Source organism: Methylobacterium sp. A52T (assembly GCF_053346095.1).
In genome coordinates, this window is record NZ_JBKFBI010000113.1 from 1 (window position 1) to 19,817 (window position 19,817).

The 19,817-nt window shown below is 69.1% G+C and carries 26 protein-coding genes and 1 tRNA gene; 12 read left to right on the top strand and 15 right to left on the bottom strand.

From position 1 onward, the window contains the following. The coding region (locus ACLBYE_RS22495) for an L-glutamate gamma-semialdehyde dehydrogenase (protein WP_447695863.1) at nucleotides 1-1,848 on the top strand (1,848 nt) is incomplete at its 5' end. Nucleotides 1,849-1,864: 16 nt separating this feature from the next. Here the strand turns inward: ACLBYE_RS22495 and ACLBYE_RS22500 are convergent. From ACLBYE_RS22500 to ACLBYE_RS22510, 3 genes are all read right to left on the bottom strand, one after another. After that, complete coding sequence (locus tag ACLBYE_RS22500) at nucleotides 1,865-3,457, bottom strand: ABC transporter substrate-binding protein (RefSeq protein ID WP_447695864.1); 1,593 nt, start codon at nucleotides 3,455-3,457, stop codon at nucleotides 1,865-1,867. Between the two features lie 149 nt (nucleotides 3,458-3,606). After that, nucleotides 3,607-3,900 (bottom strand): DUF2218 domain-containing protein, encoded by a 294-nt coding sequence (locus tag ACLBYE_RS22505; RefSeq protein ID WP_012320003.1) that lies wholly within the window; start codon nucleotides 3,898-3,900, stop codon nucleotides 3,607-3,609. A gap of 258 nt (nucleotides 3,901-4,158) precedes the next feature. Continuing rightward, nucleotides 4,159-5,604 carry an FAD-binding oxidoreductase gene (locus ACLBYE_RS22510; RefSeq protein ID WP_447695865.1) on the bottom strand — a complete coding sequence of 482 codons (1,446 nt, stop codon included), beginning with the start codon at nucleotides 5,602-5,604 and terminating at the stop codon, nucleotides 4,159-4,161. Between the two features lie 137 nt (nucleotides 5,605-5,741). Here ACLBYE_RS22510 and ACLBYE_RS22515 point away from each other — a divergent pair, with 137 nt between their 5' ends. The 7 genes from ACLBYE_RS22515 to ACLBYE_RS22545 all read left to right on the top strand — a co-directional run bounded on the left by ACLBYE_RS22515 (nucleotide 5,742) and on the right by ACLBYE_RS22545 (nucleotide 8,838). Beyond that, nucleotides 5,742-6,437, top strand: coding sequence for a fumarylacetoacetate hydrolase family protein (locus ACLBYE_RS22515; protein ID WP_447695866.1), 696 nt, complete (start codon nucleotides 5,742-5,744; stop codon nucleotides 6,435-6,437). 13 nt (nucleotides 6,438-6,450) lie between these two features. After that, entirely contained in the window at nucleotides 6,451-6,915 is a 465-nt protein-coding gene (locus ACLBYE_RS22520) for an NUDIX domain-containing protein (RefSeq protein ID WP_447695867.1), read from the top strand. Nucleotides 6,916-7,022: 107 nt separating this feature from the next. Beyond that, nucleotides 7,023-7,097, top strand: a tRNA-Gly gene (locus ACLBYE_RS22525). 370 nt (nucleotides 7,098-7,467) lie between these two features. Next, entirely contained in the window at nucleotides 7,468-7,758 is a 291-nt protein-coding gene (locus ACLBYE_RS22530; RefSeq protein ID WP_447695868.1) for a hypothetical protein, read from the top strand. A 53-nt stretch (nucleotides 7,759-7,811) separates the two neighbouring features. Continuing rightward, the gene (locus tag ACLBYE_RS22535) at nucleotides 7,812-8,057 is read left to right on the top strand and encodes a hypothetical protein (RefSeq protein WP_447695869.1); all 246 of its coding nucleotides are present in this window, start codon (nucleotides 7,812-7,814) and stop codon (nucleotides 8,055-8,057) included. A 2-nt stretch (nucleotides 8,058-8,059) separates the two neighbouring features. Continuing rightward, nucleotides 8,060-8,353, top strand: coding sequence for a DUF7693 family protein (locus ACLBYE_RS22540; protein WP_447695870.1), 294 nt, complete (start codon nucleotides 8,060-8,062; stop codon nucleotides 8,351-8,353). Further along, nucleotides 8,353-8,838, top strand: a complete 486-nt coding sequence (locus ACLBYE_RS22545; protein ID WP_447695871.1) for a hypothetical protein — start codon at nucleotides 8,353-8,355, stop codon at nucleotides 8,836-8,838. Before ACLBYE_RS22540 ends, ACLBYE_RS22545 begins: the two co-directional genes overlap by 1 nt. On the opposite strand, the gene ACLBYE_RS22550 is transcribed toward ACLBYE_RS22545, so the two are convergent. The 10 genes from ACLBYE_RS22550 to ACLBYE_RS22595 form a co-directional block, all read right to left on the bottom strand. After that, nucleotides 8,813-9,124 carry a hypothetical protein gene (locus ACLBYE_RS22550; protein WP_447695872.1) on the bottom strand — a complete coding sequence of 104 codons (312 nt, stop codon included), beginning with the start codon at nucleotides 9,122-9,124 and terminating at the stop codon, nucleotides 8,813-8,815. The genes ACLBYE_RS22545 and ACLBYE_RS22550 overlap by 26 nt on opposite strands. 4 nt (nucleotides 9,125-9,128) lie before the next feature. Beyond that, nucleotides 9,129-9,551, bottom strand: a complete 423-nt coding sequence (locus ACLBYE_RS22555) for a hypothetical protein (protein WP_447695873.1) — start codon at nucleotides 9,549-9,551, stop codon at nucleotides 9,129-9,131. A gap of 30 nt (nucleotides 9,552-9,581) precedes the next feature. Further along, nucleotides 9,582-10,067, bottom strand: coding sequence for a hypothetical protein (locus ACLBYE_RS22560; protein WP_447695874.1), 486 nt, complete (start codon nucleotides 10,065-10,067; stop codon nucleotides 9,582-9,584). Further along, the gene (locus ACLBYE_RS22565; RefSeq protein ID WP_447695875.1) at nucleotides 10,064-10,621 is read right to left on the bottom strand and encodes a hypothetical protein; all 558 of its coding nucleotides are present in this window, start codon (nucleotides 10,619-10,621) and stop codon (nucleotides 10,064-10,066) included. Before ACLBYE_RS22565 ends, ACLBYE_RS22560 begins: the two co-directional genes overlap by 4 nt. A 2-nt stretch (nucleotides 10,622-10,623) precedes the next feature. Continuing rightward, on the bottom strand, nucleotides 10,624-11,487 hold the full coding sequence (locus ACLBYE_RS22570) for a hypothetical protein (RefSeq protein WP_447695876.1): 864 nt from the start codon (nucleotides 11,485-11,487) through the stop codon (nucleotides 10,624-10,626). 2 nt (nucleotides 11,488-11,489) lie between these two features. Beyond that, nucleotides 11,490-11,831 (bottom strand): hypothetical protein, encoded by a 342-nt coding sequence (locus ACLBYE_RS22575; RefSeq protein WP_447695877.1) that lies wholly within the window; start codon nucleotides 11,829-11,831, stop codon nucleotides 11,490-11,492. Between the two features lie 11 nt (nucleotides 11,832-11,842). Then, nucleotides 11,843-12,037 (bottom strand): hypothetical protein, encoded by a 195-nt coding sequence (locus ACLBYE_RS22580; RefSeq protein ID WP_447695878.1) that lies wholly within the window; start codon nucleotides 12,035-12,037, stop codon nucleotides 11,843-11,845. Then, nucleotides 12,028-12,195, bottom strand: coding sequence for a hypothetical protein (locus ACLBYE_RS22585; protein WP_447695879.1), 168 nt, complete (start codon nucleotides 12,193-12,195; stop codon nucleotides 12,028-12,030). The genes ACLBYE_RS22580 and ACLBYE_RS22585 overlap by 10 nt, the downstream gene beginning before the upstream one ends. A gap of 570 nt (nucleotides 12,196-12,765) precedes the next feature. Continuing rightward, nucleotides 12,766-12,990, bottom strand: a complete 225-nt coding sequence (locus ACLBYE_RS22590) for a hypothetical protein (protein WP_447695880.1) — start codon at nucleotides 12,988-12,990, stop codon at nucleotides 12,766-12,768. Continuing rightward, nucleotides 12,987-13,235: a hypothetical protein gene (locus ACLBYE_RS22595; RefSeq protein ID WP_447695881.1), complete on the bottom strand. Its 249-nt coding sequence runs from the start codon at nucleotides 13,233-13,235 to the stop codon at nucleotides 12,987-12,989. The genes ACLBYE_RS22590 and ACLBYE_RS22595 overlap by 4 nt, the downstream gene beginning before the upstream one ends. A 363-nt stretch (nucleotides 13,236-13,598) precedes the next feature. Between ACLBYE_RS22595 and ACLBYE_RS22600 the strand changes: the two genes are divergently transcribed. The 4 genes from ACLBYE_RS22600 to ACLBYE_RS22615 are packed head-to-tail and all read left to right on the top strand — an operon-like array spanning nucleotide 13,599 to nucleotide 16,686. Further along, a complete protein-coding gene (locus ACLBYE_RS22600; RefSeq protein WP_447695882.1) occupies nucleotides 13,599-15,239 on the top strand; it encodes an AAA family ATPase in 1,641 nt (546 codons plus the stop codon). A gap of 13 nt (nucleotides 15,240-15,252) precedes the next feature. After that, a complete protein-coding gene (locus tag ACLBYE_RS22605) occupies nucleotides 15,253-15,864 on the top strand; it encodes a hypothetical protein (RefSeq protein WP_447695883.1) in 612 nt (203 codons plus the stop codon). 17 nt (nucleotides 15,865-15,881) lie between these two features. Next, nucleotides 15,882-16,223: a hypothetical protein gene (locus tag ACLBYE_RS22610; RefSeq protein WP_447695884.1), complete on the top strand. Its 342-nt coding sequence runs from the start codon at nucleotides 15,882-15,884 to the stop codon at nucleotides 16,221-16,223. Nucleotides 16,224-16,275: 52 nt separating this feature from the next. Then, nucleotides 16,276-16,686, top strand: coding sequence for a DUF6634 family protein (locus tag ACLBYE_RS22615; protein WP_447695885.1), 411 nt, complete (start codon nucleotides 16,276-16,278; stop codon nucleotides 16,684-16,686). Here ACLBYE_RS22615 and ACLBYE_RS22620 read toward each other — a convergent pair. After that, a complete protein-coding gene (locus ACLBYE_RS22620) occupies nucleotides 16,683-17,051 on the bottom strand; it encodes a hypothetical protein (RefSeq protein WP_447695886.1) in 369 nt (122 codons plus the stop codon). The genes ACLBYE_RS22615 and ACLBYE_RS22620 overlap by 4 nt on opposite strands. A gap of 669 nt (nucleotides 17,052-17,720) precedes the next feature. Further along, complete coding sequence (locus ACLBYE_RS22625; protein ID WP_447695887.1) at nucleotides 17,721-18,647, bottom strand: hypothetical protein; 927 nt, start codon at nucleotides 18,645-18,647, stop codon at nucleotides 17,721-17,723. Between the last annotated feature and the right edge of the window lie 1,170 nt (nucleotides 18,648-19,817).

Below are 19,817 nucleotides of genomic sequence, written 5' to 3' on the forward strand. Positions count from 1 at the left end.
GCCGTGGCGCGCGCGCAGGCGGGCGCGGCCGGCTGGGCGGCGACGCCCGCGTCCGCGCGCGCCGCCTGCCTGCGGCGGGCCGCCGACGCCCTCGAGGCGCAGATGCCGCCGCTGATCGGGCTCATCGTGCGGGAGGCGGGCAAGACCTGCGCGAGCGCCGTCGCGGAGATCCGCGAGGCGGTCGACTTCCTCCGCTACGCCGCCGCCGAGGCCGAGCGGACCCTCGGGGAGGCGCACGCGCCGCTCGGTTCGGTCGCCTGCATCGCGCCGTGGAATTTCCCGCTGGCGATCTTCGTCGGTCAGGTCGCGGCCGCGCTCGCGGCGGGCAACACGGTCCTGGCGAAACCCGCCGAGGAGACCCCGCTGATCGCGGCCGCTGCCGTCCGCGCGCTGCACGCGGCCGGGATCCCCGCGGAGGCCCTGCAGCTCCTGCCGGGCGACGGCCGGGTCGGCGCCGCCCTGGTCGAGGATCCGCGCGTGCAGGGCGTGATGTTCACCGGATCGACGGCGGTGGCCAAGGGCATCCAGCGGGCTCTGGCGAAGCGGCTGAACCGCTTCGGCGAGCCGGTGCCGTTCGTGGCCGAGACCGGCGGCCAGAACGCCCTCGTGGTCGATTCCTCCGCGCTCGCCGAGCAGGTGGTGGCCGATGTCATCGCCTCGGCCTTCGATTCCGCCGGGCAGCGCTGCTCGGCGCTCCGCATCCTGTGCCTGCAGGAGGAGATCGCCGACCGGACGCTGCACATGCTGAAGGGCGCCATGCGGGAGCTGCGGGTGGGCGACCCGCGGCGCCTGCCCGTCGATATCGGGCCGGTCATCACCGCCGAGGCCGCCGACCGGATCGTCGGACACGTGGCGCGGATGCGCGCGCGGGGCTTTGTCGTGGAGCAGTTCCCCCTGCCGCCAGAGGCCGGCGCCGGGACCTTCGTGCCGCCGACCCTGATCGAGATCGGGGCCGTCGCCGATGTCGAGCAGGAGGTGTTCGGTCCCGTGCTGCACGTGCTGCGCTACCGCCGCGACGGCCTCGACGCGCTCCTCGCGGCGATCGACGCGACCGGCTACGGGCTCACCTTCGGGCTGCACAGCCGCATCGACGAGACCATCGACCGCGTCCTCGACCGCGTGCGGGCCGGCAACCGCTACGTCAATCGCAACATCATCGGCGCGGTGGTCGGCGTGCAGCCCTTCGGCGGCTCCGGGCTGTCGGGGACGGGCCCGAAGGCCGGCGGCCCGCTTTCCCTCGGCCGCCTGCTGCGACGCGCGCCCGCCGCCGCCCGCGACGGGCTGGCCGCCGACGATTCGGCACTGCGTCCCTTCACGGCGTGGCTGCGCTCGCGGCACCGGCACGACCTCGCGGACTGGCTCGAAGCCGTCCGCTATCCCGGCCGCGCCGCGGTCGCGCTGGCCGGTCCCGTCGGTGAGCGCAACCTGTACGCGCTGCGTCCCCGCGGACGCGTCGCGGCCGTCGCGGCGACCGAGACGGCGCTCCTGCTCCAGCTCGGCGCGATCCTCGGCACGGGCAACGCGGCCGTCGTCATCGGGCCGGTCGGGCGCGATCCGGTCCTGGACGGTCTGCCGGAAGCGTGCGCGGCGCGGGTTGCCCGGGCGCCGGATCTCGGGCGCGCGGGCGCGATCGCCGGGGTCCTGTTCGCGGGCGACGCCGACGACCTGCTGGCCCTGAACACGGCCGTCGCGGCGCGCGACGGCGCGATCCTGCCGATCCAGGCCCGCTGCCCGGAGGCGCTGGCGGCCGGCGACCTCTACGATCCGGCAGGCCTGGTGGAAGAGGTCATCACCACGATCAACACCGCGGCGGCCGGCGGCAATGCCAGCCTGATGAGCGTCGGGTGAGCCCGCAACTGCCCGGTCAGGCCGACCGGCGCAGGTTCCAGAACAGCGGCAGCCCGGTCAGCATGCCTTCGAGGTCGCGCCGGTAGGCGGTCGGCTGGAAATACTGGCCGCAGGGCAGGTAGGCGCCGACCTCCAGCGCCCGCGCCTGGATCCGCGCCGCCAGGGCCTTCTGGGCGTCGAGGTCCGGCGCGTCGAACCACGCCCCGCGCAGCTCCTCCAGGGGCGCGTCCGTCAGCCAGCTCGGCACGCCGGCCCGGCCGTTCCCGCGGGCGGCCAGATGGTAGGCCGGCGAGAGGTGATCGAGCCCGCCGGAGAAGATACCGAACATCGACCAGCCCCCCTGGTCCAGGGGCTTGGCGTTCAGGATCCGCTGGTTGACCGTCCCCCAGTCGGTGGCGACGACGTCGAGGTTCATCCCGATCTTGCGGCAGGCATCGGCCATCACCTCGCAGATCGCGTTGATCCGCGGCACGTCGGTCCCGGAGAGCAGCACGACGCGCTCGCCCTTGTAGCCCGCCGCCGCCAGCGCCCGCTTCGCGGCGGCGAGGTCGCGGGGGGCGGTCAGCGCCTCCATGCCGGCCGAGGACGCCATCGGCCCGCCGGCCGTGAAGATGCCGACGGGCCCGCGCCGGATCGCCGGGTCGCTGCCGGCGACGGCGTCCATCATCTCGGTCTGGTCGACGGCCGCGAGCAGCGCCCGGCTGATCGCGGGATTGTCGAAGGGCGGCAGGGTGTGGTTGAGGCGGATCTGGCCGATCAGCCCGGCGGTCTCCACCAGATCCACCCGCACGGCGGGCTGGCGGTTCAGGTCCGGCACGAGATCGACGAGGGGCTGCTCCCACCAGTCGATCTCGCCCGAGCGCAGGGCGCCGGCCGCGGTCGCGCCGTCGGGGATCGTGCGCCACTCGACGCGGTCGAAATGCGCGATCCGCGGCCCCGCCGTGAAGCTCGGCGTGCCGTCGGGGCGCGGTCGATAGGCCTCGAACCGGCGGTAGACGTTGAGCGAGCCCGGGACCCGCTCCTCGGGGACGAAGCGGAACGGGCCGCTGCCGACGATCTCCGGCACCGGCTGCGTCGCGGGCGTCGCGCTCAGGCGCTCCGGCATGATCACCGGGACGTAGGAGGTCGGCTTGGCCAGGGCGTCCGGCAGGAGCGGGAAGGGCCGCTTCAGGCGGAACTGCACCACCGTGTCGGAGGGCGACGAGAGCTCGTCCACCGTCGCGAACAGGGCCCCGCCATAGGCATCGCGCTGCGCCCAGCGCTTCAGGCTCGCCACCACGTCGCGGCCGAGGACGGGGGTCCCGTCGTGGAAGCGCAGGCCGTCCCGCAGGGTCAGGCGCCACGTGAGGCCGTCGGACGCGACCTCGTGGCCCGCCACCATCTGCGGCTGAGCGCGGTAGGCGGTGTCGAGGCTGTAAAGCGTGTCGAACACCATCAGCGCGTGGGTGCGCGTGACGTAATTGGTGGTGATGATCGGGTCGAGGAGCGCGAGGTCCGCGTAGGGGACGAACCGCAGGGTCGTCGCGGAGGCCGCCCGGACCAGGGCCGGCCGGGCGAGAGCCCCCGCCATCAGGGCTCCGGCGCCGGTCAGCAGGGTGCGTCGCTTCATGAATCGATCCCGGTCACGGCGGCGTCCGATCTGGCCGCAAGCCGGGTTCGCGTGCAAGTGGTGCGCCACTGCCGCGCTTCGATCGGGATCTCAGAACCCGCCCGGGCCGGGAGCCTAACGGGTCGCCCGTGATCGCGCTGCGCGGGCCCTCAGGCGGCGCGCGACCAGCGGATGTCGCCGAGGCTCTCGCGGAAGGCGAAGCGGGCGAGATGGTCGGCCACGACGTTCTCCAGCCGGGTGAGGTTGACCGGGTCGGAGCTGTCGATGCGCATCACCAGGGCGTCGGGCTCGGCATCGAAGGTGCAGACGCGGTCCTCGCCGAAGGGCACGGTGCCGTGAACGGGGGTCGCCTCGACCTTGAACTTGTGGCTCCAGTGCCGGCAGAGCTGCTGCAGGTAGCGGCTCGCCTCGGTGGTCTGCACGCGGGCCTGGGAGGTGGGCATTCCGTCGGTCTCCAGATGGATGTGAAAACAGCCTGTCGGTGACGGCTCGTCGTTCGATCTCGCACGTGCGAGATAGGGAGGCCTCAGAGCAATTGCCATGCCTGGCGCCGACGGATCCGTCTCCGCCGTCTGTGTTGAGCGTGTGTCCGAAGCGTTAGCAGCGGCTTAACGCGACGGGCCACCCCGGCGGTTCGCGGCGCGGCGTGGCTGTCCTGCACCCGTCTCCGCGCCGAATTATGGCGCGATGCACAAATTCGCTCAGGCCGGCGGCGCGCCGCGATCGCTCGGGGCGAGCACCTTGCCGGGGTTGAGCAGGTCGTCCGGATCGAGCGCGGCCTTCAGGCGCCGCATGAGGTCGAGCCCGACCGGGTCGCCGTAGCGCGCGAGTTCCTCGCGCTTGATGAGGCCGACGCCGTGCTCGGCCGCGATGGAGCCGCCCAGCGCGTGCACGAGGTCGTGAACGATCCGGTTGAACCGGCCCCAGGCGGACAGGAACTCCGCGGGCTCCATGCCGGGCGGCTGTGACAGGTTGAAGTGGATGTTGCCGTCGCCGAAATGGCCGAAGCCGCAGGGCCGCAGGCCCGGCATCTCGGCGAGGCAGGCCGCCCCCGCGCGCTCCAGGAACTCGGGCAGGCGGGAGAGCGGCACCGACACGTCGTGCTTGATCGAGGCGCCCTCGCGGGTCTGCGCTTCGGGAACGCCCTCGCGCAGGCGCCAGAGCGCGGCGTTCCGGGCCCCGCTGGTCGCGATGGTGGCGTCGGCGATCAGCCCGTCCTCCAGGGCCTGCCCGAGGGCCGATTCCAATTCGGCCCCCGTGTCGGCGTCCGGGCGCGCGGACGCGACCTCGATCAGCGCGTAGGCGCCGTGCGCGCCGTCCAGCGGCCGCACCGTCCCCGGGACGTGACGCAGCACGATCTCGAGGGCGAAGGGCGGCAGGTACTCGAACGCTGTCAGGTCGCGGTCCATCCGCGTCCGCAGGAAGACGAACAGGTCCAGGGCCGCCTTCGCCGAGTCGAGGCCCACGAAGGCGACGCTCGTCGAGCGCGGCCGCGGGAACAGTTTTAGCACCGACGCCGTGACGATGCCCAGCGTGCCCTCCGAGCCGATGAAGAGCTGCTTCAGGTCGTAGCCGGCATTGTCCTTGCGCAGGGCCCTGAGCCCGTTCCAGACGCGCCCGTCGGCGAGCACGACCTCCAGCCCGAGGACGAGGTCGCGGGCGTTGCCGTAGGCGAGGACCGCGATCCCGCCGGCATTGGTGCTGACGCCGCCGCCGATCCGGGCGGAGCCGCGCGACGCGTAGGAGAGGGGGAACAGCATGCCGGCGGCCTCGGCCGCCTCCTGCACGTCCTGCAGGATCATCCCGGCCTCGACCGTGATGGTGGCGTCCACCGGATCGACCGCGCGCAGGCGGTTCATGCGTTCCAGGGACAGGACGACGCCGCCCTGCGGCACGCCGGCGCCGGTGAGGCCGGTATTGCCCCCGAGCGGCACGACGGCGATCCCGGCCTGCGTGCAGGCGCGGACCGCGAAGGCGACCTCGTCGGTGCTTCCCGGCCGCAGCACGGCCAGGGCCGACCCGGTGAAGAGCCGGCGGCTCTCCGTCAGGTAGGGCGCCAGGTCGTCGGGATCCGTCAGCACGTGCCGCGCGCCGAGCCCGTCCTGGAGGGCGGTGAGCAGGGTGTCGAGGTCGGCTGTCGGCGTCATCGCGCGGATTCTGTAGGCCGGAGCAGGCCGGACGCAAGCGCCGGGATGGCGCGCGCCGGTGCGGACCTTACAACGATGATGTAGGGCCCGGGCGTCGTCGCGCCGGGCCACCCGGACGATCCACCGCAGAGGCAGAGATGCTCTCCGTCATCCAGAACCCGCCCCGCATCGCGCTCCCCATCGTCGGCAGCAGCGACTTCTATCCCGTCCGCCGCGTCTACTGCGTCGGGCGCAACTACGCCGCCCACGCCCGCGAGATGGGCGCGGACCCGGACCGCGAGCCGCCGTTCTTCTTCATGAAGCCCGCCGACGCCCTGCAGATCGTCGGTCCGGAGCCGACGGCCCACGCCTACCCGCCGAAGACCGCCAACTACCATTTCGAGGTGGAGATGGTCGCGGCCCTCGCGAGCGGCGGCAGCGACATCCCGGCCGAGACCGCCCTTGAGCACGTCTACGGCTACGCCATCGGCCTAGACATGACCCGGCGCGATGTCCAGGACGAGGCCAAGAAGATGTCGCGGCCCTGGGACACCGCCAAGGCGGCCGACGGGTCCGGGCCGATCGGCGCGCTCCACCCGGTCTCCGTCATCGGCCACCCGGCCAAGGGCGCCATCACCCTGTCGGTCGACGGCGAGATCCGCCAGAAGGGCGACCTCGGCGACATAATCTGGTCGGTCGCCGAGCAGATCGCCTACCTGTCGGGCTACTTCGCCCTGCAGCCCGGCGACCTGATCTTCACCGGCACGCCCTCCGGCGTCGGCCCGGTCCAGCGCGGCCAGCGCATGGTCGCGGCGATCGACGGTCTCGGCGCCATCACCCTCGACGTCGTCTGAGCGGCGCGGCCGCATGCTCCTCGATCGGCCGCTGCTGCGGCGCCTGTTCCACCTCGGGGCGCTCGCGTCCCGGGGCATGACCCTCGGCGTGCGCGGCGTCGCCCTCGACGGGTCCGGGCGCGTCGCCCTGGTGCGCCACACCTACGTGAGTGGCTGGCACCTCCCCGGCGGCGGCGTCGAGCGCGGCGAGACCGCGCGCGACGCGATCGTGCGGGAGTTTCGCGAGGAGGCGGAGATCGTCGCCGAGGGAGAGCCGCGCCTGCACGGCCTCTATCGGAACGTGGTCGCCGCGCCCCGCGACCACGTCGCCCTGTTCGTCCTGCCGGCCTTCACGGTCCTGCGCCCCAAGGCGCCGGACCGGGAGGTCGCCGAGTGCGCCTTCTTCCCGATCGACGCGCTCCCCGAAGGGACCACGCGCGGGACCCGCGCCCGGCTCCGGGAGATCCGCGAGGGCCTCCCGCCGGAGCCCAACTGGTAAATCGTGACGGTTCGCGAAAAGGGCGCTTGCGTCGCCCGGCGGAATGGTGTTTAGAGAGCCGCGCCGGGGGCCGCCGGCACGAAAGTCCGGGCGGCGCGGCACAGTGAGCGGGTGTAGCTCAGGGGTAGAGCACAACCTTGCCAAGGTTGGGGTCGAGGGTTCGAATCCCTTCGCCCGCTCCAGTTTTCCCAACCAAAATCAGACGCTTAGCAAAGCCGCCTTCGGGCGGTTTTTGCGTTTGGGATGGAAACTGGGTTGGAAACGCGAAAACACCCCGCTCGGAACAGGCCCGGCGAGGTGGTCGATGGCGCGGCAGGACGGATTGGTTTCCGACCCGGCATGGGCGTCACTGTTCGACGGTCTCACCCGCCGCTGGCAGTGCCAAGCCCGGCCCCGACGTGTGATCCCGGATCACAGACCCCGCCCTTGCGCGGCGCCGGCCCGGGACGCATCTTCTTCGCATAGGAGCCCGGCTTCGGCCGGGCGGCCTCTCGCACCCCTTGAGGGCTCCCATCCATCGCACCGGCCGCCGCGCCGGGCAGGAGCCTCCCCATGCGACCCATCGACATCTCCAACTTCGAGACCATGATCCGTGAGGCGCTGCCCGGTGCCACGGACGAGGAAGTCGCGACCCTCTTCGGCCGCCTCCGCGGACGCGTCATCCATGAGGACGACACCGACCTGCTCCGACCCTTCACGGAGAGGGAGACACCGCGAGACCGTGTCCGCCGGGTCCAGATGGCGATCGGCTGTCTCTTGACCGGGCGCAGGAACGGATGGGCCATCGGCCCGGTGAGCCCGACCGTAACGAGGATCGTCGAGGCAGCCGTCGCGCGGGCGTAGCCTCCGCAACCGTCCAGGCTTGCCCCGACCTGCGCCCGGCGCGAGAATCCCTCATGATCGACGACGACGCCGACGACGAGCCGACCCTTGCCGACGAGGCCCTCGACCTCGTCGCACGCGCCCGCCTCGCCGGGGCGTCCGATCTCGCGGTGCGGGTGCTCCAGCGTCTCGGCCGAGGCGACCCCGCGATGTGCAGGCACGCCGAAACGGAGGATGAGGTCTACCGCGCGCTGACCGTCTGGCTCGTCGAGGACGTCCGGGCCGCACTCGGCCGGAACGCGCGCGGCGAGGATATCTGAGCATGCCGGCTACAGAAGTCCTCGGCATCATCCGGGCCGGGGTGACTGGGTCCTTTGAGGCCGGCCTGCTCGGCGGGGGCTCGCTCCCCCATGACGGGATCCAGGTCGTGCGGGTCGGGGACTGGCGCATCCGGTTCCACCTCGACGCCGGATCCCTCGACTACGTGCACAGCGCCACGTCCCCTGACGGCCGGACGTGGGGCTACCGCGACGTCGGCGGCATCCTGCGGTCGCTGGACGCTGGAGAGCGACGGGCGGTCGGAGCGTGGCTGGACAGCATGGAGCCGTGGCACTGATGCCCGACGACAGCTACTCCCCCGAGAGCATCCGCGTCCTAGTCGGCATGGAGCCTCGACCCGAAGGCGTCACGATCGGCACAGGCCCCGAGCACTGGTGGGCCTCGATCGACGGGCTCGCCCCCGAGCCGGTCGCCCTGTGGCGCGATGCCGGCTCCGAGCAGGATCCCCCGCAGCCGTGGGGCGCCGAACGCCTCGGGCACGAGGGCGTGCTATGGCCGGACCGCGTCCGCCTCATCGCTCGGGCGATCCCGCCGGAAGAGCCGAGCGACGTCCGCTATTCCGTCGAGGACGGCCCTGGCTCGTCGGACCGCGTGGAGCTCGCGGTGCGCGTGCTCATCGGCAGCGAGCGATCGACCATCGTCGTGGCCGACCCAGTCACCGGTCAGGCCCTGCAGCGCGACGTCGTCCCGCATGGCGGGGAGGCCGGGGCGGCGGCGGCCGCTGTCTATGCCGCCATCAAGAAGAGGAACGCTCGTCTATAGGGTCCTCCTCGCCGAGCTGCTGCCACGCCCTGAGCTCGCCCTCCGCCAGGGCCCGCACCTCCGCGCAGGTCCGCCCGACCCCGCAGCACTCCTCCTCGGCCGTGGTCTCCCCGGCGGCGACGCGGGCCAGCGCGGCGCGGACGGCGGCCTCCGTGGCGACGGCGACCATGGTGTCCGTCCAGGCGCCGGGCCGCCCTGCCGTGATCGGGAGATCCGGCTCGGCCGCGGCGCGCTGCGCCCACCATTCTAAAGGTCGCTCGACGAGCATGGCGCGGCCGGGCTTCATGGCGTCAGCTGTCCAGCTCGACGCGAAACCCGAGCTCGACCTCGTCGCCGATCACGGTCTTCGATCCGTCCGGGCTGAACGTCATGCCGGCGACAACGTCTCCGGCGGTTTCGCCCTCCGGTGGGATGTAGAGGCCAGCATCGATTGCGGCCTGCACGTGCAGCCGAAGGCACTCACCAACCCATGAGGTCGGCTCGACCTTTAGGACAGGATCGGCAGCGAGCTTCACGTCAGCGAGGGTGACGGACCAGGACCCGTCCTCCGCATCCTCGTAGCCGGTCACCGTTGCCTGCAGGGTTCGGCAGGTCACCGCCATGCTCATATCGGGGAGCGCCAGTCGGTTGAGGTGCAGCTTGCCCGTAGACAGCGAGAAGGTTCCGTCACCGTTCGGTGTAAGGGTTGCCTTCGTAATTTCCTGCTCGCTCACGACCGCCTCCCTCCGAACGTGATGGCCTGCTCATAATGGCGCCCCGGGCGCGCGGGGCTGCCTCTGCACGGGCGGCTCGGGCGGCGGAGGCGGCCGCCACCGGACGCCGAGGTCCTGGTGAGCGAACTCTCCCCGTGCCCGGATATCCTGATCGAGCTCGGCAGCCTCACCTTCGGACAGGATCGCCAGCGTCGGCTTGCGGGCGTACCCATGCTCCTCGAACCGAAGCCTGACCTCGGTGAGGCTGTCGTCCGCATCGGTCTCGGTCCATTCGAGGTTGATCCACCGGATCTCGCCGTCGACGGAAATGTGCTCCACGATCCGCTGGGCCATCGCGACAGAGACGTCCCGGTGGTAGTAGCAGCCGCCCTTGTCGTAGGGCAGGCAGACCACCGCCTCGTAGCCGCCCCCGTCGACCGGCTCGTAGCCCTGCCCGCGAAGCCAAGCCTTCACCTGGTCATCGAAGTGCGGCCACTGCGCGAGGCCGGCCGGGCGGAGGTAGAGGGCGCACCTCATGCCCGCCTCCTCTTGGCCTCGGCCGCCCGGCGCTGCTGCCGGTTGGCCCCGCCTGCGGGATGCCTCGTCGCCGGCAGGGGAGCAGCGGTGTTGGTGGCCTGCTGCGTCTGCCGGGCTCGCCACCAATCCATTACGAAGGACCGCGCTTCCCTCTCCTGGAGATCCACGTACTCGGCCGCCCCATCCTCATAGGATTGCTCGGCGTGCTTCTTGACCATCATGGCCTGCAGCTTCGCGACCTGCTCCGCGAACCCGGTGTAGGGGTCCGGCGCCGGCGGGGACGGCTCCTTCGCTGAGACCGCCTGGAGCAACCGGGCCTGCTCGGGCGTGGCCACGTAGACCGCCATGCCGTCGAGGCGCGCCAGCCCGGAGTTGATGCCCGGATCGAAGGTCGCCCCCCGCGTCCTGGCCCCCCGCTGCAGCGCGCGGAAGGCGTCCTCGTCCTCGCAGTAGATCCCCGGCGGGAGCGCGCCCGGGACGATCTCCGGCTTGTAGGGGTTGGTGCGGTCCAGGTCGGACGACCACCAGGATTGCTTGTGCCAGTAGGTCGGCATGGTCAGGCCCCCAGGAAGGTTTGCATGGCGATGCGGGCGCCCTCGTCGATCTCGGCCGGCGCATTCCAGTCGTGCGGTTTCTGGGTGCCGAGCCACGTGTGCTCGACCTTCCGGCGCTCGCGATCGATATGCGAGGCAGCCATGGCATCGACGATCGCCAGCGGGTCCGTCGCGTTATGCGGCCCGGACGATCCGCTCCAGCGGTGCAAAGGGCTGCGGCACGTGAGGGTGAAGCGCCCCCCGATGTCCCGCTTCCACATCAGCCCCGCCTCAGGCTTGAGAACCTCCTTGGCGAGCCGGAGGGCGCCCTCGATCGAAGCGAGCCAGCTGAAGGGGCCGTCGAAGTCCCGGGGGATGAACTTGGATCGGGCCTCTGTGAAGACGCCCCCCCTCTGAAACCTGTCGGGCAGATCGCCGGTCGGCGTCAGGACCTGGCACGCTTCGTCGCTCTCGTGCTCCACCGGGACATCGACCGGCTTCCACCCGAGCGCGACCTCGGCGATCGTGCAGGCGAGCTCCTCGTCGTCGGGGCCCTTGGCGGTCTGTGCGAGGTGGCGCAGGGCCTTCCAGGGCTCCATCGCAACCTCGAAGGACTCGCGCGAAGCCTTCCGTTCGGCAGCGACCCGTACCTTCTCCTCGGCCTCGCGCTCGGCCTCCAGGAAACCTTCGAGATCCTCGAACGGAAACCAGACGTTGTCGTGGTACTCGTCGCACTCGGGACAGATCATTGCCGAGTGGGTGCCGCAGCACTCGCAGCCGACCTCAACCTCGCGCCAGCGCGTGGCGTCAGACCAGACCTTGCAATCGGGGCAGACATAGCCGGGGACGGATGGGTCGCCGCGGCGCTCGATGCTGACGCGGGCCATGGTCAGGCTGCCCCCGCCTGCGAGGCGACCGGCCGGAGGCGGTGCCCGTTCTCGATCGCCTCGATCGCGTCCGTCAGACGATGCACGAGGGCGATCCGCCGGCGCGTCTCATCGGTGATGTCACCGCCGATCGCCTCTCCCTCCCTACGCACGTACCGCGGCTTGCCGAGGGAGCGGACTGCGACCGCGCAGTGGTAGCCGTCGACCACGCGGGTCGCCTTGACCACCTGCGAGGCGGTGTCGAGCTCCAACCTGAACTCGGTGCCGGTGCGGGTCGCCAGGATCCGGCTGGCCGTGGCGAGCAGCTCCTGGATGACCTCCTCCTTCGGGTAACCGTTCGACATCGTCCCCTCCCTCACCAGAACGACCCCACCGCCGGCAGGCTCGCAGACGGGGCCTTCTTCACCGCCGGGGCGGCCTCCTCCTCCGAGGGCGCCGGCACCGGCTCGGGCTCGCTCGGCGTGGGGTTGCCCCAGCTAATGCCGCGCCCGATCTCGACGCCCGCCAGCACGGACAGCGCGAACCAGAAGCCGAGCCAGATCATGGGCATGGCCCCTTCTTCCGCTTTGCGGCCGCCTCGATGATGTCTTCGAGCCGCCCCTTGATCGGGGGTCGGCTCGTCTCGATGAGAGCCACCGTGGCGACGGCGAACACCGCCAGGGCGAGGACCACCGAGGCGAGCAGGATGATGGCGTCGGCGGTGCTCATGCCGGCCTCCCGAGCAGGGCGGTCTCGACGGCGGCGCGCTCCTCGGCCGGGAGGACCGCCATGCGCTCCTCCGCGATCGCGTAGATGTCGGTCGTGTGCGTACGGTTGATGACCGCCCGCTCGATGCCGAGGGCCTCCCAGGCGTCGAGGATGACGTCGTCGGCCCGGTCGTCCCGGACCGCGGTGACCGACGCGCGGAAGGTCTGCTGCCGCTCGGGCGCGATCGTGTAGAGGGCGCGCGTCGCGCCCGCCTCCCGACGGCTCGGCGCGCGATCTCGCGGGCGACCGGCGCGTCGATCCAGAAGGTGCGCACGTCCGGCATCTCATAGGCGCCGCCGACCATCGCTTCGATCGCGGCCTCGGCCGAGGATGGCCTCTCAGCATCCAAGGATCGGATGGCCGCATAGAGCTGGCTGACGATCTCCTCGGCGGCAGCGACCGTGGACCGGAGATTGATGTCGGCGTGGTCGTGGCCGTGCCATTCCAGCCGCACATGCTTCCGGATCACCGCGGCGACCTTACCGACCATTGCTCTCTGGTCCGGGGTCGGCTCTGAGGTTGCCCGCTCGCTCACGCCCGGCCGTCCTGGATGAGCCCATGGCTGACGAGGACGACATAGATGCCCCCGGCGAGCTGGACGTCGTCGAGGCCGTCGGCGCGCCCCTTCGCGAGCGCCTCGCGGATGAACTCCCACGGGGCGGGGCTGGCCACGGGCTCGGGGAACCAGCGCGGCTCCTTGGGAAACCGCTTGTGGAGGGAGGCGCGCAGGGCCTCGGGGATCGGGGCGCGGGTCACAGCGACCTTCCCGAGCGGCGCTCACGGATGCGCCGGCGCTCGCGGTCCGCGTGCCTCGACCAGAGGTGCAGTAGGCCGACGACCGCCACCACCAGTAGGACAAAGATCACCGGCCACCACAGCGGGGCGAGCATCCACCACCATGACCAATCGATGTAGCCGGTCAGCTTGAGCCCGATGAAGAGGATGCCGAGGAGGCCCAAGAAGCCGATCCCCGGAGATGCCGCAGAGTTGTCCTGCCCCATATCCCGCCCACTCCGAATAGTCCCAACAGAATCCTGCCACGACTGGTCGCCTCCCACTGGACGCTGCCAGCCAATTCTTGCAGCCGCCCTGATTCGTAGAGCGCGCTCCTAGGGGGAGGCCTGTTTCAGGCGGGAACGCATGGGTATGTCATGTTGACGCACCTGTGTTTAGGCGACCCGATTAGGGTTCTGCACACCCTTCCGAACGAGGGCGCTGGACCCGGATGCGCGCCCAGGTCTTTATGGGGACTCAGCCACCGGGGATCCCCGCCGTGACCGTCGCTCGCACCTTAAAACGGATAGCCGCCGCCTGAGCCCCGAGCTCGGCGCCCGCCCGCGTGCCCCCGTTTAAGCGAGCCTCCCATGTCCTCCGACGACTCCAAGCGGCCCACCGCGGCTGCCCGCCTGCGTGCGGCTATCCTCGATCCGTCCGCCCACTGCGGCCCCCGCGAGCCCGTCGCCCCGATCGACCGCGCCGAGCGGATCCGTGGCGGCGAGTTCATGTGCTGGGATGCCCGCGTCGACGCGCAAGTCATCCTCCGGGGACTGCTCGGCTTCGAGCTGCCCGACGATCTGCGCCGGCACATCCTGGCAGCCGCCGACGGCCCGACCATCGCCAAGCTGCGCCGCGTGCGTCAGGCCCTCAGCCGGCGTGAGGTGCCACAGGTCGCCGAGCGTCGATGCCGAGAGGCAGCGGCCCTGCTCGCGTTCAACATCGCTGCGCTCGGCTGTGCGAACGCCAGCGCCGAGTGCGCGGCGCTGGCGTTCGACAGTGCAGTCACGTGGCTCGGATCAGCCGACAGCGTCGACAGCTATGCGCAAGGATTCCTGGCGTTCAGGGCGGCGAGCCTGTGGGCTTCGGATGCCCAAGTCGATGCAACAGAAATGGAGTACAAGCCGAACCCGCTATACACGCGGCTTAGCGGTTTCGATCAACGAGCAAGGTATTGGCTGGCGAGCTTTGCGGTCATCGCCAAGGCGGAGGACATGCTCGCGATGGAGGACGACATCCTGCGCGGCGGCGCGGGCATGCAGTCCGACCTTTCGGCGCTCGTCGAACTCCCGCCTGTGCCTGAGGACTGGGACCGGCCCGGGTCCGTGGCGTCTCGTCCAGTACAATCGCTCGTCGTCATCCCCTCGCTCAAGCACCTGCCGCGGCCGTCATCCAGCGCGATCGACCGCGGGGACAGCCCGCGCGCCATCGGTGAGCCGTGGGCTGAGCGGCCGATGCCGCTGATCCCGACCCCGGACCCGGCTGCCTTCACGGCCTCCATGCTTGCCCGGTTCCCGTGGGCTGCCGAGGCGATCGAGGCCTACGCGCTAGACCTCGTCGGAGCGCCTTTCGCGGCGTTCCGCCCGCGGATCCTCGTCGGTCCGGCTGGGTGCGGAAAGACCCAGTTTTCGCGCGCCGTGCTGGAGGCGGCCGGCCTGGACGTCACCGTGTATGCCGCAGCTGGCCAAATGGATGGCGGCAGCTTCGGCGGCACATCCAGGCAGTGGGGGACTTGGCGCCCGAGCGTCCCGGCGCAGGGATGCCTCCGCTTCGGAAAGGCCGCACATGGCATCGTCGTCGACGAGGTCGAGAAGGCGGGCACATCTCGGAGGTGGGGGCGCCTCGACGAGACGCTGCTACCCTTTCTGGAGAGGGGCAGCACGGCTCGGGCGATCCACGATCCCGCATTCGAAACGGCCCTGGATCTCAGTGCAGTCAGCTACGTCCTGACGGCCAATTCCCTCGCGGGGATCGTGCAGCCCCTGCTGGACCGGGCGCCCCCGATCCACTGGCCGTCCCCGCGCGCGGAGGACATGCCGATCGTCGCCGCCGCGATCCTCGCCGATCTGCGCCGGGACCGGGGGGTGGACGCGATCTGGTGCCCAGACCTGGATCCTGAAGAGCTGGATGCCCTCACGGCATGGCGCGGAGGGAGTCTTAGACCGCTGCGCAGGATGGTCGAGACGGTCGTCGCCGCGCGCGACGTCTTCGCCCGCCGCATGCCGAACTGAGGGAGGGGCACCCGTGATCCAGCACGAATTCGAGGTGATCTGCTCCTACGCCCTCATCGGCTACGAAGGCGTCGAAACCCTTCGCATCCTCGCCGTCGAGCCGACATCCGCAGGACCAATGGTCCGATGGGAGGCACCCGGCATGTCCACGCAGCGCGAGCAGATCGTCAGCCATGGTGGGTTCAAGGGCGTGGGACCCCCGACCGGGCCGATGCTGCTCACGCTGCTCTCAAGCACGCTTGCGGCGCGGTGGCGGAACGGCTCGCCACGGTGCGCCAAGGACTGGCGGGAGGACCTGCAGCGGCGCTTCCCCAGGGTCTTCGGCGCTGACGACCCGAGCGTAGGGCCGGGTTGGTCTTGGCTCTTCGAGGCCGGGGCACAGGCTATCCGTGACCGAGGTGTGCCGAGGAACTTCCGCACCGAGCAGACTAAGGAGAAGTTCGGGGCCGCGCGTTGGTATTGGAGCGCGGAAGAGGCTGGCACACACGTCAGTCACATAATCAACAGCGTAGAAAAGCTGTCAGCACACATCTGCGAATACTGCGGCAGGCCAGGTCGTCTGCGTAGAGGCGGGTGGGCGAAGACGCTCTGCGAGATGCACGCCAACGACAAGTCGGCACGGTAACGTCAGGAGATCCCGTCATGCGTATCCTCGCCATCGCCGCGGTAGCGGCCTCTCTAGTCGTGCCCGCCGCCGCAGACGACACGTGGCTCCTGCCCGAGGAGGGCGTCTACTGTCCGGCCAACCACGAGAACGTCCTCCCCATCGTCGTCGGGCCGCGCGGAGGCCTCGGTATCGACGGCCTGGATTGCCCCACCGTCCGGCTGTCCCGAGGGCGCGTGCGGTCGCCGATGTGCTGGTCGAACGGAGGCAGTGAGGCGCCGTACGAAACAGACCTGCTCATCCTGCCCAGCGGCTCCATGCTGCACGACGGCGTCCTGTTCCGCAGGTGGCGGGGTCCGCTCCCGTGCCCGCGATCCTGAGCGCTGGTGCCTCTCACGCCCCGGGCCGACCATTGCGACGAGGAGACCCACGATGCGCCTGCGCCGCCTGCCCCTTGAGGAGATCGCCCGTCGCCGGGCCGACGCGCACCGCGACGCAGACCTGCTCGCGTCGGGGTGGCGGCCCACGGCGGCGATGCTGGCCGACGCCCCGTTCATAGACCAATGGACCGAGACAACATATCCGGGGACGGGTGAGCCGGCGCTGTACGGGATCGTCTCGGGCCATCCCCTGCTCGGGCAGGGTCCGGCCCTGACGTCGCCGATCCTCGCACGTGGCCCGGGATGGATCCGCACAGAGGGGAGATGGTACCGGACCGGGACACGCCGCGCGGATCCGCCGGCCGATCCCGTCGGCGAACTCGTCGCGGCCTGGAGCGCGCCCGAGCCAGAGGCGTCCGCAAATCCGGACGAGCCGGGATCCTTTGGCTTCGTGGGGTTCTAGGCCTCCTCGCCCACGAGCCCTATGAGTGCCGCGGCCCGCTTCCGCGCTTCCTGGCGCGCCCATGCCAGGGCCCGCCGCGGCACCTCGGCATCGCCGGCCAGCCACCTGCGGATCTGCCTGGGGTTCTCCGCGACGATCTCGGCCAGCTCCGTGACCCAGCGGCTGCCGTAGAGCAGCTCCCCGATCGCCCGGATTTCCTCGGCCGCCTTGAGGTCAGGCGGCCCCCCATTCCCCGTGCGGCCGGCCTCGGCGACGAGGGTCTCGGCCCGGGCGGTCTCTGCGGCCCGGACCGCGCGCCCCTTTGCGATCCTGCGCTCGCGCTCCTGGTCGCGGCGATCGCGTTCGGAAATGATACCCGTGTGCATTTCGCTTCCCTGGTGCGGGCGTACCGATTGGGATTGGGGGCGCATATCTTCGCTGCCCCTACCGACCATTGTGGGTCAGTCCTCGTGGTCGAAGAGGCCCGCATCGATCGGGGCCCGCTGACAGCCCGTCTCAGCTTTTGGCCCGCTTCTGAGATTTGAGCGCGGGCGCTTTCGAGATAGCGAAGTCGAATAGGCAAAGCTGTTGCGATTTCGGTGCAATCTTTCGCTGTAATTGAACGCGAACGCTTTCCTGCACGGGCCGTGTAATTAGCGGTATATCATCGATGTCGAAAAGCATGCATTTCCTCCAAGTCGAAACGAACTTGGAATATCATGACACTTTCGATCCATCTGTCTACGCAGCTCTATCTGAATTGTTCAATCGATGCAGGGGCTGCAAAAATGGCCAGCAAAGACGTGAATGGTCCTCAGGAAGGCACCACAAGCCGTCGCGTATGCTAGGTCCGGTGTACCGAGGTCATTTTTCACGGCTGATGACGCTGGACCAATCAGAGAGGCTTTAAACGTCGTTCCTGGGCTTGTTCACAAACGCGTGAACAAGCCAAAGCCACCTCCCAAAAGGGGATGGTGCTGCAATGCACAAAGCTTCAGCGAGCTGGCGGCGTTGACTTTATGCGAGCACTAACTTTTGCGCTGCGCTTTGCCCACTTACCTGCGTATGGGCGCCAAAAACCTGTCGAGCGTTTCTGGATCCTCGATTTGGGTGATGGTGCATCCGAGCGCTTCAATCCGACCCGGATCCCCGCGAGAAGCCGCACAGAGCAATCGCCATCCCACGATCAAACTCTCCTTTTCAGAGACAGCCTCGATGACGGCTAGAAGAGCCTCAGCGGCGGAGACTGCTTCCGGCCAACCTACCGCCGGCCTCATGCCGCGCAGCGATTGAGCGACAGATGGCTGGTAAATAGAGTGTGACGCTGCGCGGACGACCTCTTCCAAATATGCGATCGGATTCTGAAGTCCTTTCGGCTCACGACGCAGGATCGAAAGCGCAAATGGGGTCGCTTCGCTTCCTTGAAAACGCATCAACCGCTCAACATCGTCTGCCTTAGCTTGCTGGGCGATGAGCCGCAGAAACGACTTTGCTACCTCACCTTCGGGTGTGGCCCAGATCCCGCTTTCATAGCTAACGCGACCCGCATCAATCGTGCGTAGCTTCCCTAGTGCCGCGCGATTTAGGTCATTAGGCAACTTCCGCCCCCGACCGACTACGACTTGTTCGTCAATGAGGGCCGCATTCAAGTCGACCCGTGCCTCTGTAAGGATGGCGAGAGCGTCACGCAAACGCTTGCGGTGACTTCGGCGCGTCGACGCACATGTTGCTACTCCCCACATCTGCTCCGCCAATTGGAGAGCATTGACCGCGCTGATCCGCTTATCAGGAAGTGATGCCGCAAGAATGCGGTAAGCCTTCTGGCTTGGGGCGGGTAACGCAAGCAAGCGCGCTTCACGGTCCGGCGCGCCATATCGTTTTCTTATCACTGCTGCCACCGCAGAGCGGCTCGGCGCCGGCTGTGTCTGCCGAGTGGCCCGTTCGGCGATCACGTCGTGGATCGCGCCTGACGAGGGTCGCATGAGGCGCGTTTTCCTCCCTCCGACCTGGCCGTGTTTGCCGGTCGAGATTGCTAAACTGGGACGGTCTTTATGTAAATTGCTGTAGAGCGCTGGGTCCGGCCCGGAGGTATAATCCACTAAGTCCGTAACTGACTGTGTAAGGGCGCGTCTCGCTGCAGCTGTTGCACCATGTCTTGGTGCTGGCGGCTTGAGAACCTTCGCTCCCGGTCGCCATTTTGCCCGGTACGCTACCAGGCGAGCCACGACCCCGTCCGCATCATCGTCGAGCACCGCACACCCTGGCTCGGCTCGGTAAGCTTCAACAAGCGCAAGCAATTCGCGGTTGAGAAAGACGGGGTCGGGAACGCCGCCATTACCCCGTGCAGATGTAAGCGCAAGCCGACGGGAATATGGGAGTAAGTAGTTCCAAAGCTTCTGGTTTGAGTTTGTTGCTGTCCGACGGGGGCTGGTGTTCCCACGCCTGGAAAAATAGGTGCAAACGCGCGATACGACGCTGTCGCGGTCGTCGTCGGATATCTCGCTGCATAGGCCGGCGATTGTAGCTTCAGCCAACACCTCCATGCCTAACGCCTTGATGGTTCGTTCGTCGGCAACGGCTCCACTATGGCGTAGGTCGTGAAGGCGCTTTCCGAGACCCTTGCGCATGAATTCGAAGAGGTCCGGATTTGCGGACATGCACGCCTTACTCCGACACCATTTAGCGATCTTAGATTAGGCGTGTGCGCATTGCAATGACGCAAGACACTGATATGCAAAGAAAAATCGTTTCCTAATTTGCAACGGCCAGCTCTGGCTCGCGACTAACGGGCCTCCCGGGCGCACGAACCGAATGGCGCCGGCCGAGATGGAGCAACGGTTAGGCGCTAAAGGACATCCGGTTTTTACGAAACGTTAACCCAATTCTAGAGTCGAACTTGCCGATATAAGGGGGGGCATGTATAGTAGGACCTCACAGTTGTTAACTTTGTGCTTGGTTATTAGTTGACCGAGCGCTTTGCCATGCCTTCTTGATGTGCGTCATCGCGACGTTGCCGCGAGCGCAATCTAGAGCGGTCACCGACCGGATTGAATCGTGTAGGGTTTCGGCCGCGGCGGTGATGTGATTCGATGGTCGGCTTTCCGAGGAGGAGAGCCGATGGCGTCTGCCCTGTCCGTTGATTTGCGCGAGCG

Bases quoted from the DNA above. Each gene is read 5' to 3' on its own strand.
- ACLBYE_RS22500 (WP_447695864.1), bottom strand. From the start codon at position 3,457: ATGAAGCGACGCACCCTGCTGACCGGCGCCGGAGCCCTGATGGCGGGG.
- ACLBYE_RS22520 (WP_447695867.1), top strand. From the start codon at position 6,451: ATGCTCCTCGATCGGCCGCTGCTGCGGCGCCTGTTCCACCTCGGGGCG.
- ACLBYE_RS22575 (WP_447695877.1), bottom strand. From the start codon at position 11,831: ATGTCGAACGGTTACCCGAAGGAGGAGGTCATCCAGGAGCTGCTCGCC.
- ACLBYE_RS22580 (WP_447695878.1), bottom strand. From the start codon at position 12,037: ATGCCCATGATCTGGCTCGGCTTCTGGTTCGCGCTGTCCGTGCTGGCG.
- ACLBYE_RS22535 (WP_447695869.1), top strand. From the start codon at position 7,812: ATGATCGACGACGACGCCGACGACGAGCCGACCCTTGCCGACGAGGCC.
- ACLBYE_RS22625 (WP_447695887.1), bottom strand. From the start codon at position 18,647: ATGCGACCCTCGTCAGGCGCGATCCACGACGTGATCGCCGAACGGGCC.
- ACLBYE_RS22510 (WP_447695865.1), bottom strand. From the start codon at position 5,604: ATGACGCCGACAGCCGACCTCGACACCCTGCTCACCGCCCTCCAGGAC.
- ACLBYE_RS22505 (WP_012320003.1), bottom strand. From the start codon at position 3,900: ATGCCCACCTCCCAGGCCCGCGTGCAGACCACCGAGGCGAGCCGCTAC.
- ACLBYE_RS22585 (WP_447695879.1), bottom strand. From the start codon at position 12,195: ATGAGCACCGCCGACGCCATCATCCTGCTCGCCTCGGTGGTCCTCGCC.
- ACLBYE_RS22610 (WP_447695884.1), top strand. From the start codon at position 15,882: ATGCGTATCCTCGCCATCGCCGCGGTAGCGGCCTCTCTAGTCGTGCCC.
- ACLBYE_RS22560 (WP_447695874.1), bottom strand. From the start codon at position 10,067: ATGAGGTGCGCCCTCTACCTCCGCCCGGCCGGCCTCGCGCAGTGGCCG.
- ACLBYE_RS22620 (WP_447695886.1), bottom strand. From the start codon at position 17,051: ATGCACACGGGTATCATTTCCGAACGCGATCGCCGCGACCAGGAGCGC.
- ACLBYE_RS22550 (WP_447695872.1), bottom strand. From the start codon at position 9,124: ATGAAGCCCGGCCGCGCCATGCTCGTCGAGCGACCTTTAGAATGGTGG.
- ACLBYE_RS22540 (WP_447695870.1), top strand. From the start codon at position 8,060: ATGCCGGCTACAGAAGTCCTCGGCATCATCCGGGCCGGGGTGACTGGG.
- ACLBYE_RS22570 (WP_447695876.1), bottom strand. From the start codon at position 11,487: ATGGCCCGCGTCAGCATCGAGCGCCGCGGCGACCCATCCGTCCCCGGC.
- ACLBYE_RS22530 (WP_447695868.1), top strand. From the start codon at position 7,468: ATGCGACCCATCGACATCTCCAACTTCGAGACCATGATCCGTGAGGCG.
- ACLBYE_RS22595 (WP_447695881.1), bottom strand. From the start codon at position 13,235: ATGGGGCAGGACAACTCTGCGGCATCTCCGGGGATCGGCTTCTTGGGC.
- ACLBYE_RS22600 (WP_447695882.1), top strand. From the start codon at position 13,599: ATGTCCTCCGACGACTCCAAGCGGCCCACCGCGGCTGCCCGCCTGCGT.
- ACLBYE_RS22515 (WP_447695866.1), top strand. From the start codon at position 5,742: ATGCTCTCCGTCATCCAGAACCCGCCCCGCATCGCGCTCCCCATCGTC.
- ACLBYE_RS22565 (WP_447695875.1), bottom strand. From the start codon at position 10,621: ATGCCGACCTACTGGCACAAGCAATCCTGGTGGTCGTCCGACCTGGAC.
- ACLBYE_RS22545 (WP_447695871.1), top strand. From the start codon at position 8,353: ATGCCCGACGACAGCTACTCCCCCGAGAGCATCCGCGTCCTAGTCGGC.
- ACLBYE_RS22615 (WP_447695885.1), top strand. From the start codon at position 16,276: ATGCGCCTGCGCCGCCTGCCCCTTGAGGAGATCGCCCGTCGCCGGGCC.